General features: G+C 31.3%; 14 protein-coding genes. 5 read left to right on the top strand and 9 right to left on the bottom strand.

Annotated features, from left to right (window positions below; all coding sequences use genetic code 11):
• Positions 1-25: 25 nt before the first annotated feature.
• The 6 genes from MNY28_RS08235 to MNY28_RS08210 form a co-directional block, all read right to left on the bottom strand.
• Positions 26-460 (bottom strand): hypothetical protein, encoded by a 435-nt coding sequence (locus MNY28_RS08235; RefSeq protein WP_346389507.1) that lies wholly within the window; start codon positions 458-460, stop codon positions 26-28.
• Between the two features lie 143 nt (positions 461-603).
• Positions 604-795, bottom strand: coding sequence for a hypothetical protein (locus tag MNY28_RS08230; protein ID WP_346389506.1), 192 nt, complete (start codon positions 793-795; stop codon positions 604-606).
• Positions 792-1,091: a DUF2958 domain-containing protein gene (locus tag MNY28_RS08225; RefSeq protein ID WP_346389505.1), complete on the bottom strand. Its 300-nt coding sequence runs from the start codon at positions 1,089-1,091 to the stop codon at positions 792-794. The genes MNY28_RS08230 and MNY28_RS08225 overlap by 4 nt, the downstream gene beginning before the upstream one ends.
• Before the next feature lie 13 nt (positions 1,092-1,104).
• Entirely contained in the window at positions 1,105-1,380 is a 276-nt protein-coding gene (locus MNY28_RS08220; RefSeq protein ID WP_346389504.1) for a hypothetical protein, read from the bottom strand.
• Positions 1,373-3,010, bottom strand: a complete 1,638-nt coding sequence (locus MNY28_RS08215; protein WP_346389503.1) for a hypothetical protein — start codon at positions 3,008-3,010, stop codon at positions 1,373-1,375. The genes MNY28_RS08220 and MNY28_RS08215 overlap by 8 nt, the downstream gene beginning before the upstream one ends.
• Before the next feature lie 1,214 nt (positions 3,011-4,224).
• Entirely contained in the window at positions 4,225-4,617 is a 393-nt protein-coding gene (locus tag MNY28_RS08210; RefSeq protein ID WP_346389502.1) for a hypothetical protein, read from the bottom strand.
• A gap of 645 nt (positions 4,618-5,262) precedes the next feature.
• Here MNY28_RS08210 and MNY28_RS08205 point away from each other — a divergent pair.
• The 5 genes from MNY28_RS08205 to MNY28_RS08185 all read left to right on the top strand — a co-directional run bounded on the left by MNY28_RS08205 (position 5,263) and on the right by MNY28_RS08185 (position 11,469).
• Positions 5,263-7,335 (top strand): EAL domain-containing protein, encoded by a 2,073-nt coding sequence (locus tag MNY28_RS08205; RefSeq protein WP_346389501.1) that lies wholly within the window; start codon positions 5,263-5,265, stop codon positions 7,333-7,335.
• Between the two features lie 83 nt (positions 7,336-7,418).
• Positions 7,419-9,368, top strand: a complete 1,950-nt coding sequence (locus MNY28_RS08200) for a methyl-accepting chemotaxis protein (protein ID WP_346389500.1) — start codon at positions 7,419-7,421, stop codon at positions 9,366-9,368.
• A 3-nt stretch (positions 9,369-9,371) separates the two neighbouring features.
• On the top strand, positions 9,372-9,926 hold the full coding sequence (locus MNY28_RS08195; protein WP_346389499.1) for a chemotaxis protein CheB: 555 nt from the start codon (positions 9,372-9,374) through the stop codon (positions 9,924-9,926).
• Positions 9,919-10,725, top strand: coding sequence for a CheR family methyltransferase (locus MNY28_RS08190; protein WP_346389498.1), 807 nt, complete (start codon positions 9,919-9,921; stop codon positions 10,723-10,725). Before MNY28_RS08195 ends, MNY28_RS08190 begins: the two co-directional genes overlap by 8 nt.
• 3 nt (positions 10,726-10,728) lie before the next feature.
• Positions 10,729-11,469, top strand: coding sequence for a transporter (locus MNY28_RS08185; protein WP_346389497.1), 741 nt, complete (start codon positions 10,729-10,731; stop codon positions 11,467-11,469).
• On the opposite strand, the gene MNY28_RS08180 is transcribed toward MNY28_RS08185, so the two are convergent.
• The 3 genes from MNY28_RS08180 to MNY28_RS08170 form a co-directional block, all read right to left on the bottom strand.
• Positions 11,466-12,383 carry a HAMP domain-containing sensor histidine kinase gene (locus MNY28_RS08180; RefSeq protein WP_346389496.1) on the bottom strand — a complete coding sequence of 306 codons (918 nt, stop codon included), beginning with the start codon at positions 12,381-12,383 and terminating at the stop codon, positions 11,466-11,468. The two genes, MNY28_RS08185 and MNY28_RS08180, sit on opposite strands and share 4 nt — an antisense overlap.
• Before the next feature lie 70 nt (positions 12,384-12,453).
• Positions 12,454-13,122 carry a response regulator transcription factor gene (locus MNY28_RS08175; protein WP_346389495.1) on the bottom strand — a complete coding sequence of 223 codons (669 nt, stop codon included), beginning with the start codon at positions 13,120-13,122 and terminating at the stop codon, positions 12,454-12,456.
• Between the two features lie 73 nt (positions 13,123-13,195).
• Positions 13,196-15,382, bottom strand: coding sequence for a response regulator (locus tag MNY28_RS08170; RefSeq protein ID WP_346389494.1), 2,187 nt, complete (start codon positions 15,380-15,382; stop codon positions 13,196-13,198).

Here is a 15,382-nt window from a genome sequence, read left to right as displayed (position 1 = left end):
ACATCCTAAGTATTTAATCTGTTGTTTATACCATATCTTCTATGTAATTTTCAACTTTCTCATTCCAATACCGAATATAAGATTCATATTGTTTTTTGCTTAAAAGATAGTTTGCTAACTGCTCACCTGAAACCTGATAAGAGTTTATATATGTTCGTCCATCATCAAGTGCTTTTTTCATACGATGATTGCCATCAATTATCTCATACCTATTGATTCTAATCTCTGCTTGAATAACTGGTGTACTTAAATCTACTGACTTTAAATGTTTTTTATTGATTGTACTAAAATCAGCTGAATGCTCTTCAAACCACTGTTTTAGATAAATTCTTTTCTGTTGAGCAATGAGTTTTTTAGATGAAATATCACTAATAATAGCAGAAATATTGAACTGTAAGAAACCTCCATAAACTTCTTCTGCCGGAATTGGTGAAGGTTCAAAATTTTTATTGAGTTTCAAGATTCTACTTTTTACCACCATTAAACTTTCAACATCTTTTTACGAAGTTGATGAAGAAATACTTTGAGCCTAATATAGTAAATATCTAAAAATTTCAAACTCTTCTCCTGATAGTAATTATGCATAATTATACTCCGTAAAGATTAAATACCTGATTTTATTTTACGAACAATAAAAGCCTTAACTTCAAAAATTTCAGCTATTGTAGTTATCGGTCCACTGGAATTATATATGTTCATATAGAGTGTTTCAGCATTGAGACCAAAAGGATCTTCCTTAACTGTTTTTTCAAGCTCTTTCTTTAAAGCATCATCCAAATCTTCAAACTTTTTCATATCTTCAAGTCCCCAAATTTAGTTGGTGTAAAATATAAATCTCTTTCAACATGCAGCCCCATATGTCCTCTGACCTGTTCAAGTTCATCCAAACTCACATACCCAAGTTCCTGATCCAAACCATCAACAAGAGCAAAAAAACTATTACTCTCTTGATCATACTCTAAAATGTACCAAGTCCAGTTTACATCAGTTAAAAAAAACTTGGCATATACCATTTTCTCTTCTAATTCAACATCCTCACTACTGTAAAAAGGTGGAATAATTTTTCTTAGTTTATCCGTTAATAACTGCATATTTATTCTCCGTTTAGATTAAGTCCATATCTGTTATCTCATTTGAGACTGACTCTTGTGAAAGTTTTATGTTGGTGTACAAAGCTTTAAATTTGGCAAAGCTGAAATATCTACTGCTTTTTTCACCATCAATTCCCAGCACTTTTAAAATTCTACGATGTACATTCTCCAAATCATTTGCATCTATCAAGTGAGCATTTCTTCTAACTGCTGCTTCTATTTTTTGATTATTAAAAATATATATCGGTGTGCAGGCTTCATCAAGTCTCCTGTCAATACTCTCACTCATTTTGCACATCCAAAAATTCACTGATCTCTCGTTCTCTTTTTTCTATGTAACTCATAAGTGAAGGTTTTGAAGTAACATTTTGTTTTCTGAGTTTGACAGAGTAGTTCTTAATTATTGTATCTATCATCTGTTTTGCATTCAGCTCTATATCTGCATCTCTTAGTTTCATAACAGTTATATTTCCATCTTTTGATTTAAGTTCAATAAGATTTTGCTGATAGAGATAGGGATTAAACTGCACTATTTTGTGCTGATCTTCTTTTGGAATACCAAGGTAATCGTAAAGTTTATTGATTTTGCAGTATTTTAAAACCGCTTCAAATACTGCATCATGATCAAGGAAGAATGGTTTTGCAATATATTTTCTATCGCTCTTTTTATAATAGTACTCAAATGTTTCCAGTTTGGATGTCTCAAAATCCTGGAAGTCCAGAGAATTTGCAAAAACATATGCAGAAGAGAGATTTTGAATAAGGGCATAAAACTGATCTGAACCAAGTTTGTTAATCATTAATTGATGGTTTTGAAAAGCCAGAAAAAGTTCAACTTTGGACTCACGCAGTACATCTGAATGCAGCGATCCAAAATCTTTATTTAAAACCCTCTGCGCTTCATCTATAAATATACTGACACCTCTAATCTCTTTTTGCTGAACTCTTTTTGAGAGTTCCTGAAGTATTGAAGAAGTCAATGTGGCAAGAGCAATATCTTGAAATTCTTGAGCATTGAGTATGACTACTTTACCTTGACTCAGACTATCTGCAATTTCAATACCGTTATAATCATTTATGCTTTTATTATTGGCAACAGATGCAAACGTTGTACTCATTGACAAAAGAATTGTCTGAATTGTTGTTGTCTGATTAGAAGCGTTCTTGGAGTCTGTAAATATCTGCAAAGATTTCTTCTGCTCATTGAGAATATTTTTAAAAGCTATGTTTTTTGAGACCAGCTCAAGATAACTCTCTTGTATACTCAAAGAGTCAATTTTCATAACAAGTTCGTGAATATTAGCTTCTATTATCGTACCAAAACGTTCATGAATTTTTTTTGTATTGCTTATAAAACGAACAATATTTTCATGAGAAGAGAGAACCTCTGCAATATCTGAAAAAGTCACCCTTGCAGGAAGTCTAAATCTTACAATTGCACTGTACAAGTTCTCCTGAATATTATAATCTTCAGTTGCTTTGATGACATCAATATAGGCTTTTATAATCTTCCATACAGAGATAACAAGGTTCGAAGCTGTGGTTGACCAGTAAGCATCTTTTTCATTCAGATTCATAATTCCTGTAACAAAATTGCCAAGCTCTTTTTCATTAAAGTATTGAATAAGATTGCAACTCTTACCCCATGGAATACCAAGCTCAATAATATCCTCTAATCTATTATGCTTGTCTGCTAAATATTTAACACTTGCATGCTCTTTGCCTTTATAGTCAAAGATTAAAACTCCATGACCTTTTGATAGTCTATCATCAAGATTTGGATAGACAAAAGAGGATGTTTTTCCACAGCCTGTTTGACCGACACAATAAGAATGTCTAAATGTATCATCAACAATCAGTGTATCTTTTTCTCTTTGTTTATTGGATGTTTTGTTCTGTAAAAAGCCCATTGTTGCCATAAAAAATACCTTTCAAATGGAGTAACTCTGACAATAAAGTCATCTGTGTATGTCACAGTGTTTTTGGAAATGTTTTAAGAGAGAGACCACCTTGTTTTTATATGAAGATTGTAGAAAAAGATTGCTCTTATTTAAGAGAAACAGCTACTTTTTTTAGATGCAATATTGTAGCGGAAGCATCCTCTACAGGGGCTTAGATCATCTTTTTTTTCAAAAGAATTTTATGGTTTAAAGAGCAAAAACATCTTTGGATTTTAGATGTAAAATATTCCAATTTATGTAAAAGTCACCATAAAAAAAGATGAAGAGTCTCAGAAAAAATCTTATCCCTTTTTACATTTTTTCAAGCATTTTTTGAGTTGCTTATTCCGGTAAAAAACAAGAGAGATTTTCTGATTCTCAACTCAAAAAATGATCTAAAAAACAAAGAACAGGAGTCATTTTTTGAATGAAAAACAGTCAATAATGGCTCATTTTTTGATGCGAATAAACTGCTGAAGAACTCATTTTTCATCTGAAAGTTCCTATATTTTTTGCTCAATAAACTCAAACAACAGTAAAAAAAATAGAGATAAATTACAATAGAAAAGAGTAAAAAAAGAAGTAAAAGCAAACCCTATTTTACAGAGTTTCGGAGAAAGAAGTACAAAATATTCTCTTTTTAAGTTGCAAAAAAACCATCTCATTTCATCTAAAAAAACAATTGTTTTACACTCCAATAAGATCAAAAAATGAACCCTGTTTACAGATGATTTTTGGATGAAAGTTCAAAATTTTTTTTGATGTAATGTTAGATCTTTTTTTGATACAGATTACAGATGAAAACTGATGCTTATTTAGTCCTTTTTACTCTAAAAAATGATCTAGAGTCCAGATATAAAAATGGAGTAATTTGAAAAGTTGAAAATTTCCTATAGATAATATAGTAATATATGCACATTTTTGAAGTTCTCTTTTTTAAGATGAGAGCTTATAAACAAAAAAAATGTTTCACAGCTTGTGTGATAAGAAAAAATATCTACGCACTTACTAATATTTTTCCAAAGAAGAAGAGATGACACATTCAATATTTTCCGTCTTTAAGAGAGAAGAAAATATAACACTCTTTTGAAACTATTGAAGATATTTAAAAAGATATCGATGAAAGTTTTATGTAAGTTTGGAAGATTAAAAAACATAAAACACATCGACTGTGCTTTATGTATATGCTTGGACTAAGACTCTAAAAAATCTAACAGATCTGCCCGAATATTTTTTTTAGAAAGCAAACTGATCTCTTTTGAGATTTTTGCCGTCAGTTTTTTAAAAGGTAGAAGTGCACCTGTTTTATCAAGAGGGTTGATTTCATTTATAAAACACTCTCCTTTAATTGCATACTCCAATTTTTTTCTTGTAGCACTGTCAACTTTTGTAAGAGGCTTTTTACCTTCAACTAAAGCCAGAATCTGATTTCTAACCGGTGAGAAAATTTTTGGGTACTCTTCACTCAAAAGCTTTAATAGTTTTTCATTATCTTGATAACCTATAACTTTTACCTCTGCATCGAGAACTTGAGCTTTTAGTTCTTCTAGCTGTTTGATCTTTTTTTGTATTTCTTTGTAATTCATGTAAATATCCTTTTTTATTTACATGATTATTTTAAGCTAAATAATAAAGAAAATTATTATTTTCTTAATATTGAGCACCTCTAAAAGTAAATTTTTTTAGTAATTCTTTACATTTTAAGTGTTTTTTTTTGAAAAGAATTTAATTTTTGTTGATATAACAAGGAGAGTAAGAGATTTTTGAGTGGCCTTTTTTTATATTACATTAACTACTTTCAATAGAGCGACCTTATCCATTTCAAGCTTTCCTTTCATATACTGTCCTTTATTGTAGGCAATCCATTGTGTTTGATTTTTTGAGAGGGACTCATTATCTTGAATTGGTCGTAAACTTTTATCATCTTTGATGTAAGCATTAGACCATCCCCAAGGGAAATTGCCAATGCTCTTAAAAGTTATGTCTTTCCACTCCCTTTTACACCAATAATCAGATTAAAGTCCTTGTGAAAGGAAAATTCTTCTTCGGAAAATATTTTAAATTTTTTTATTTTTATTTCTTTTATAACCATTATTTTTAGAACTCTTTTGAATTTACATTGTCTAATTCTACCTAAATAATTTAAATTTTAATCATTTGTACTCGAGTAATGAAAATTTCATATTTATATGCTAAAGTACTAAAGTGATTATTCTATTGGGAGTTGTGAAATGATGTTTAACAAGATGCAGTTAAAGACAAGGTTATATTTAACACTTGGAGGTTTGATATTTTTAGTCTTTATCATCGGTGAGTGGAGCTTATGGCAATCTTCTCAGATCAACAAACGAGTCGATAATATCTACACACAAGAGATTGTTCCTTTAGAGAACATATCACATTTAAAGGGTGCTTTGTATAGAATACGAGATAGAAGCTTACGACTACTTGATGCAAAAGAGTCTTTAGAAATCAAACATCACAAAGAGATTATAGCCAAGCAGGTACAAAGAATTAAAAAAGAACTCGACTCTTATGACAACACCAGACTCTCAAAAGAGGAGCAGTTAGAGCTTGATAAGTTTCAAACAAATTTTCAAGAGTATCTTTCAATTATCTACAACAAAGTTTATCCTAATCTTTTAAAAAAGAGTGTAAATGAGCTTGAGCCAATTCTCTACAAAGAGGCTATTTTTGAGTTTCGTCAAGCAAGAGAAGCACTCAATGAACTCTCAGAATACCAGATACAAAGAGCAAAACTGAGACACCAACACTCTGATGAGATTTTCAGTAAGCAAGTTATTATAATTCAGCTTATTATTTTAGTTATAGTGGGTTTAAGTGGTTTTTTTGCAAAAATGCTCATGAATTCTATTATAGAACCAATTAAGCAGATAAATGACGTACTTGCTACCATTTCTCATGAAGATTTTTCTAAGCGTATTCGTGTTACATCAGAAGATGAGTTGGGGAAGATGTCTCAGATGCTTAACAACAGTATAGCGATGCTACAAACGACTTTTCATGAGCTTTCAACTCTAGTCAATTATGATAAACTGACAAATCTGCCAAATCGAAAAATGTTTCAAGAGGAGATAGAGAAGTGTATAAGCAAATGTCTTAAGAGTAATGAACTCTTTGCAGTGATGTTTATTGATGTTGATAATTTTAAAAATATTAACGACACTTATGGACATACAACGGGAGATAAACTTTTAGAGATTATTGCAAAAAGGATGAAAACACATATTCGCTCCAACGATATACTTGCACGACTTGGTGGTGATGAGTTTGCCATACTGCTTCAAAATATCAAAAATCCAACAGTACCTGGCAATATCGCAAACAAAATTTTAGATACTATGCAAAAACCCATATATATAGACCAGCATACTATCTTTACCTCCATATCTATCGGTATATATGTTTCAGACCACCAAAATGAATCAAGAGAAAAGATACTCTCATATGCTGATGTTGCGATGTATGCTGCAAAAAATTCAGGAAAAGCAAAATATATCTATTTTAATAAAAAAATGTATGAAAAACAAGAATCTGAAACATTGTTAGATATTCAACTAAGAGATGCTGTAAAAAACAAAGAATTTCGAGTATATTTCCAGCCTATAGTCGAGCCAAAAACAGAAGCACTCTACGGCGTTGAGACACTACTGCGATGGAAGAGAGATGGAGAAATTATCGCTCCTGCTAAGTTTATAGCCAAACTTGAAAGTAATGGGATGATTCTTGACGTTACTTATATGATTATAGAAGAGGTTTTTGAGATGATAGAGCGAAGAGGCTTTAAAAATGTAGTTTCCATAAACCTTTCCATCTTACAGTTTTATGATGAAAACTTTATCCCATTTTTAAAAAGAGTATTACAGAAGTATCCATCAATCAACCCTCAAAAAATCTATTTTGAGATAACAGAGAGTGTTTTTGCTCAAAACAATGATCTTATTTTTAGCACTATGGAACTTATTAAAAAGTTAGGCTTTAAGTTTTCTTTGGATGATTTTGGGACAGGGTACTCTTCATTGTCTTACATTAAAGACTATCCAATCAATACTATAAAAATAGATAAAAAATTTGTTGATAATCTTTTAGATGATGTAAGAGCACAAGAACTACTTGAAGGGATTGTCTATTTGGCAAAAACACTGCATCTTACTATTGTTATAGAGGGAGTTGAAGATGCTGCAACACTCAAAAGTGTCACAAAACACAACAGTGTAAAAATTCAAGGCTACTATTTTTACAAACCAATGACAAAGGAGTCATTTGAGAGACTTTTAGATTAAATATGAAATATATTTCATATTTAAATCATCATAAATTCATATCGGTTTGCTAGTATTAGATAACTTTAAACAAAGGTGCTTATATGTTGAAAAACATTACTATTAAACAACAACTCCTCATTGTTCCTGTCGTTATCTCCCTTGCATTTATCTATCTCTATTTTGCTATTGATTCTAACTTGGACAAACTTGAAGATAAAAGTCAAAAAGCTTCTATCTCCAACAAAATCGTCAAAGAGATGCTTGAAGCAAGAATAAACGAAAAAAACTATATACGACGAAAAGATGCAAACTATGCAAATGAGCTTCAAAAACTTGTGCAAGAGAGTTTACAAGAAGCAAAAGCTTTAAAGAAGAGTTTTAAAGATCCACAAAACAAACAGCTTGTTCAAGATGTTATAACAAACATAGAGCAGTACCTTCATCTGTTTAAAAAGTTTCAAAAACTTCGAGATGCTTCTTTAGAAGAAGAGGCAAAGATGGTAAAAGAGGCAAAAGATGTCGAAATTATCGCTTCAAAAGTAAGAGATATTCAAAAAAGACAGCGAGATAAAGTCATACGCACCTCAAAAGATGTACGAGTTATAGCAGATGAGATAGAAGAGGCATCTTTAGCAAACAAAATAGTAAAAGAGCTTTTTCTTATGCGAATAGCAGAGAAAAATTACCTTCGACGTAAAGATATAAAGTATCAAGACCAAGTAGAGGAATACATCAGAAATATTGAAAAACTCTCTTTACATGTAAAAGATATTTTAGGCTCTCCAAAAAACAAAAGAATGATAGATGATATTTTAAAGGCTTTGAGTGAATATAAAAAAGCTTTTTATACTTTTAGTGAGCTGCGAGAGAAGTCACTTCAGGTAAATAAGCAGATGAAAAAAGAAGCACAAGAGGCTCAAGAAGCTCTTGTTACATTAAGAAAAGATCAAAAAGAGGAGAAATTAAAACTCACTAAAAATCTTCAAATGCAGTTGATTACTCTTTTTATAGCTATAGGTTTAGGTGTTGTTATTTTTATGCTGATAATATCAGCAACGATTAGTAAAAGATTAGCGAACATCATTGATGCAGCAAAAGAGCTCTCAGAAGGGGATGGTGATTTAACCAGAAGAATTCATATAGAGGGCAAAAACGACTTAGCTACTGTGGCTTTTTACATAAATAGGTTTATAGAAAAAGTACAAAATGCCATAAGCGAAGCAAAATCTGTAAGCACAGAGGCCTCATCTATATCAAACGAACTCTCTGCTACATCCTTAGAGATTGGTAAACGGGTAGAAGATGAAGCTACTCTTGTAAAATCAATCAACAGCGATACAGATCAAACAACAAAAGAAGCAGAGTTTGTTGATGATACAGTTCAAGAGATGCAAAAGATCTCACAAAACTCTTTTGAAGCATTAAGACAAACAACAGAAAAAATAAATATCCTTATTAGTACCGTAAAAGACTCCAGTGTAAAAGAGGAAGAACTTGCACTGAAGATGCAAGAGCTTAAAGAGAGTACTAATGATGTAAAAAGTATACTTGAACTCATAGGAGATATAGCTGAACAGACAAATCTGCTCTCACTCAATGCAGCCATTGAAGCAGCACGAGCAGGAGAGCATGGTCGAGGTTTTGCTGTTGTTGCTGATGAAGTAAGAAAGCTTGCAGAGAGAACCCAAAAAAGTCTTACAGAGATAAATGCCACCATCAATGTTGTTGTGCAGTCAGTTGATGAATCGAGCGATAATATGCAAGAAAACGCAAAAGAGATAGCTCAAGCAGCTGAACAGGCAGGTGATGTAGAAGAGAGTATAGACAGTGTTATGGATGCTATAGAAAAATCAAAATCAATGGCTCAAGATAGTTCTGTTGCAGTTGAAAAACTGAAAAACGGTGTTGTAGAAATATCTAAAAAAATGTCAAAACTAAATGATGTCTCTATAACTAATGCAAGAAGTGTTGAAGAGATTGCCGCAGCAGCTGAGCATCAAAATGATATCATTGAAAAATTAAATGCGCAACTTAGTAGTTTTAAAAGTTAGAAAATGCACAAGCTAATACTCATTGGAGCATCAACAGGTGGACCAGGACATATTAAAAAGATAGTCCAACATTTGGATAAAAACACTAAAGCATCATTTGTCATAGCACAGCATATGAACAGTAATGTAATGGAGAGTTTTACTACAGAACTCTCAAGTATTTCCAAGCTACCTCTACACCTTGTAGAAGATAAAACAAAGATTGAACCATCTTCTATCTATATATGTAAAACAAGTTCAAAGTTCTCAATCCAATTAGATTCTATCTATTTAGACTTTTTAGATAAAGAGACACTTTATACACCAAGCATTGATTCACTTTTTGAGTCTGCACTTGCATGTTTGCCTCAGTATGGAGTTACAGCTGTAATTTTAACAGGTATAGGTGATGATGGATCAAAAGGAATGGATTTACTTTATAAAAAAGGGGCATTGTGCATAGCTGAAAGCAGTGAGAGTGCTAAAGTTTATGGTATGCCAAAAGCCGCTTATGAGCAAAATCAAAACATTGAAATCATGCATATTGACAATATAGCCAAATATCTTCAAAATGTTTAATTTTTTTAGAAAAAAAGCTTTAAATTCTCTTGAGTATTCTCACGAGACTAATAGTGTCGAAGTAAATAGAAGTACTAAAAAAGAACTTTATATATACATTGAGAAGCAATCAGGAATAATTTTAGATGAAAACAAACCTCTTATTGAACAAAAAATAGTCGATTATTGTAAAAATAATAATATAACCTCTTTTTCTAAACTTCTTGAGCATATTCAAGAGAGTACATTTAATTTTGAAGAGTTTATAACCCTCATTACGATTAATGAAACCTACTTTTTTCGTGAGCATATACAGATTCAAGAAGCTTTAGAAAATTATAAAAATACTCATAAAAAATTACATATTTTATCTCTCCCATCTTCAACAGGAGAGGAAGTTTATAGCATTGTTATTACTGCATTAGAGATGAATATAAGTAATTTTACAGTTGTCGGAGTTGATATTGACAAAAATGTTATACAAAAAGCAAAAGAGGGGATCTATAATGAACGTTCACTTCATAGAGTCAAACAAGATATTATAGAAAAATACTTTACAAAGAAAAATAATAGTTTTTATGTAAAAGAAGATGTTAAAAAGTTTGTAGAATTTCATATTGCCAATATATTTGAAACAAATCTTACTAAGCTTGGAAAATTTGACATTATTTTCTCTCGTAATATGTTTATATATTTTAATGATGAGAAGAAGATACAAGCATATAAACATCTCCAACAGTTAAAAAAAGAGAATACAACAAAAATTTACCTTGGGCATGCGGATGTATCAAGTCAATTAGAGCATTATATTAGGAATTGAAGTATGAAAAAAATCTTTTTAGGTACTGCTTTGGTAGCATTTATATCTGTCAATATACAGGCAGAAATTATTGCTGACAGACCAGGTTTTAGTACAGGAACATATACAGTGAAACCTGGAAAGTTTAACATTGAGATGGGATACAATTACACTTTTGACACACTTTCATCTCAAAACAATACTCAAGATTTTCCTCTTTTTGAACTTCGTACAGGGGTTACAGAAGATATTGAATTTGATTTTTTATGGGATGGATGGAGTACTACAAAAGATTTTAATGAGAGCCCTACATCTGATATAACCATAGGTGGAAAGTATAGCCTCATTAAAAATGAGAAATATAATTTTACATTTATGACACTCGTAACATTGCCAACAGATAGGCAAAGCAGCTTTAAAATAGAAAATATTTCACCACTCATTGGATTTTTGTGGGATTATGCACTGAATGAAACTATCTCATTTTTTGGAACATTTCAATCAAGTACTTACAGGGATGAAAAACGAATCTATGATTTTCAACCTGCAGCTGGAATTACTTTTAGCCATACAGAGAATTTTGCCAGCTTTATAGAACTCTATTCCATCATACCATCTTCCTCAATAGTACCTATGGAAAAAGTAGTAGATGGAGGTTTTACATATTTACTACAAGAGAATATTCAACTTGATATAAACGGAGGATTAGGACTCAATAGAGAGTCTGAAGACTTCTTTGGACTCGGCATTGCAATAGGGTTTTAGCTAGTATAAAACTTGACTCCTACAAAGGTTCCTTTGCCTTTTTTACTCCGAATTTTTATAGAAGCACTGTGAAGCTCCAAGATCCAAGTTGCCAAGCTAAGTCCAAGTCCATACCCTTCACTGTTTGAAAAAGCATTTTCACCTCTATAGTAAGGATGAAAAATTAACTTGAGTTCTTTTTTATCTATTCCTATGCCGTAATCAATTATTGCAAGAAAAATAAAGTTTTTCTTTTTTCTAAGGATAATTTTTATCCTCTTATTTGGTAATGAATATTTTATTGCATTATCAATAATATTTCCAATAGCATGTTGAAGTAGTTTTTCATGACCGTGTATTGAGATTGCTTGATTGATCTCTATATCTGTTTTGAGGTGTTTAGCTTCTATCTCACTTTTTTTTGTGTCCAATATAGAGTAGAGGATATCATTGAGTAAAACCCGTTGCATAGAGTTGTTGAGCTTTTTTATATTGTTATTTGAGACATAGAGCATTTGAGAGACTATGTTTTCAAGACTATTTATTTTTTGTATAAATGCTCGCAACTCTGTTGCAAGATTATCTTGAAGTGCTGTGTAGTAAAGAGAGTATTCTAGCTTAGCTTTAAGCTCAGCAAGAGGTGTTTTTAGCTCATGTGCCATATTCGCATTAAATGATTGTGCAACTTTGTTTTTTTGATTCAAATAAAAAATTATTTTATTTACCTCTTCTACAAACTGTTTAATCTCTTGAATGTTTTTAGGTATACAAAGCGGTTGGATATTATCATATAAAATCTCTTTTTCAATACTGACAATAGTATCTGTTATATAACTATTGAGATGCACTAGTTTTATTTTTAGCCAGAGAAAGTAGAGAATGGTAAAAATATTAAATATAATGTAGTATTTTATATATGGCTCTAAAGAGTTCAAATTTTCTAAAAAAACTATATGAACTAAAAGCAGTGTTAGTAAAAAAAGAACTTTTTTATATCTCAAAAGTCTACTCAACAATTTTATAACCAATGCCTCTTACAGTGTGTATGATTTTTGTATCTTTAGAATTTTCTATTTTTTTTCTGAGATTATAAATAGTAACATTCAAAAGATTTGGGTCTATAAAGTTTTCCATATTCCATATATAATCTATAATCTCGGTTTTTGAGACAACACTGTTTTTTCTTTTCATTAGTAGCAGAAGAAGATTAAATTCATTATTTCTTAATTCTATAATTTTATCTCCTTTTTTTAGCTCTCTTGACATAATGTTGAGCGTCAAGTCTCTTGCTTTGAGAATATGACTTTTTATGTTAGTTGAGCGTTTTGAGAGTGCACGGACTCGAGCTACAAGTTCTATGAAACGAAAAGGCTTTGTGAGATAATCATCAGCTCCTTTGTTGAGTCCATCAACAATATCGTCACACTCATCACAGGCACTTAACATTAAAATAGGTACACTATTGCCATTGTTTCTTAGTTCAGTACAAAAAGAGCTTCCATCACCATCAGGAAGTATTTTATCTAATATAATAACATCATAAGTTTTCATCTGAATATATGATTTGGCTTCATCAATTAGAGATACACTATCGACATGCATCCCCTCTTCATATAAACCTCTAGTGAGTGTTGCTTTTAGTTCTTTATCATCTTCTACTAAAAGAATGTTCATTTGTACTACTCTCATATTCAGGTTTATAGTTATTATTTTACAGAAAATTTACAAAGAAAATCATTAAGTTAGATTAATCTTTAAAGCTATCACGAATTTTTAAAAATTTATCTAAATTCTCAAAAAAGAGATCAACAAGTTTTGGATCAAAATGTTTAGCACTCTCTTCTTTAAAAAGTGCCAATATTTTTTCAAGTTCCCATGCTTTTTTATAGACTCTATCACTTCCAAGTGCATCAAAAACATCAGCAATTGCTGTTATACGACCAAAAATATGAATCTCATTTCCTTTTTTTCCTTGAGGATATCCACTGCCATCCCATTTTTCATGATGTGTATATGCAACTACAGCTGCGGCTCTGAGTGTTGGTCTTTTTGATGCTTTTAAGATATTAAAACCTATTTCAGCATGTGTTTTCATAATCTCAAACTCTTCAGAGGTGTGTCGTCCAGGCTTGTTCAAAATAGCATCAGGGATGGCAACTTTTCCGATATCATGCATCGGAGATGCAATAAAAAGTAGATTGGCATTTTTTTCACCAAGTCCAGCTAAAAGTGCAAGAAGCTTAGAATATTCTGCTACTCGTTTTACATGGTTTCCTGTCTCTTGAGACCTGCTCTCACCAATCTCACCCATAGTGTAGATAATCTCTTTTTGTGTCTCTTCAAGTTCTTGATGCACTTTGACAACTTCAGTTACATTATGCATCAAATGTACATACTCCTGTATGTCTTCATTTTTATCTATAAGTGGGTAAATAAATGTATCGGTATAGAAACTATTTCCATCTTTGTCAATATTTTCAAATAAAAAAGAGACTGTTTTTTTATCTTGTAACTGCTTGTGCAATTTGTCGCAATCACCCTGTTTTATATGTTTAATCGCTCTAATAGATTTACACTCTTTTCCATATAACTCATTTTTTGAGTAGCCACTAAGTTGTAAAAAGTTATCATTTACATAGATAATTTTTCCACTTTTATTGGTTTTCATAACAGAGATAAAACTATTTGTAGCATCCTCATGCTGTTTTAAGTAGTTTAAATTATTTCCTGATATCTCAAGGTTTTCTTCTAAAAGTTCCTTATATGCTTCAAGTTCACTGATATCAGTACGAATTGATATAAATTCTACAATATCACCATTTATATCTAGTATGGGCTTAATAGTACTTTTTACATAGTAAGGATGTCCCATTTTAGTACGATTTTTGATGACACCTTTCCATGTTTTTTTTGCTAAAATTGTTTTCCACATTGTTTTAAAAACTTCTGCTGACATATCGGGATGCCTAACTATATTGTGGGGTTTTCCTATAAGCTCTTCTTGGGTGTACCCAGAAACCCTGCAAAACTCATCGTTTGCATAGGTAATAATCCCTTTTGTATCTGTTTTTGTTACTAAAGAGCTCTCGTCAACTATCTCTTTATACTCAGAAACCATCTGTTGTGAGCAAAGCAGTTGCACTCTTTTTCGATATGTCGTTACACTTAAGTCAACTTTTAATGTGAACTCTTCTATGTTAAAGGGCTTTTTTATAAAGTCTGAAGCTCCTAGTTTTAAAGCAGAACGAACCACTTCAGGATCGTTACTTGCAGAGAGGATAATGACCGGAAGATGACAATATTCAGTCGTTACTTTTAGCTCTTGAAGAAGCTCTAAACCATGTTTGTCAGGAAGTTCCATATCTAAGATAAGAGTACTGATACTATTGCTATATAGTATCTCTAAGCCCTCTTTTGCATTTAAGGCAGTAAGTACATTGTAGTTCTTTACATGTAATAGAGTTTCTAACTGTTTACACATAAATTTTGAGTCATCTATAACCAAAATTGTATCTTTTTTATTGAGTTCTACATTTTCAATAATTTTTGCAATTGATTTTAGAGAATATGAAAAAGTCTTATCTTTTACAAGATAATCTAAAATTCCTTTTTTAAAAAGTGTTTCTCTAATCTGAACATCAACTTCAGCCGTTAAAATAATCAATTTGGCTTGGGAAATTTGTTTTATTGCATCAACAAGCTCTTCACCAAAAGCATCAGGAAGATTAAGATCTAAGATGATAAAGTCAAAGTGATCTTCTTGAAGAAGATTTTGTGCATCATTGAGAGTGTATGCTTGTTTACTCTTAAAGTTTTTGTTTTTAGAGAGTTCGCTAGAAATAGCTTTATTAAACATCTCTGAATCTTCAACAATTAATATATTGTACTCAACTTTTTCATCAATTGTATGATAGATATCATCACAATAAAGCAT

The organism is Sulfurimonas sp. NWX367, assembly GCF_039667065.1.
Taxonomy (GTDB): domain Bacteria; phylum Campylobacterota; class Campylobacteria; order Campylobacterales; family Sulfurimonadaceae; genus Sulfurimonas; species Sulfurimonas hydrogeniphila.
This window is presented reverse-complemented; position numbering and strand designations above follow the sequence as displayed.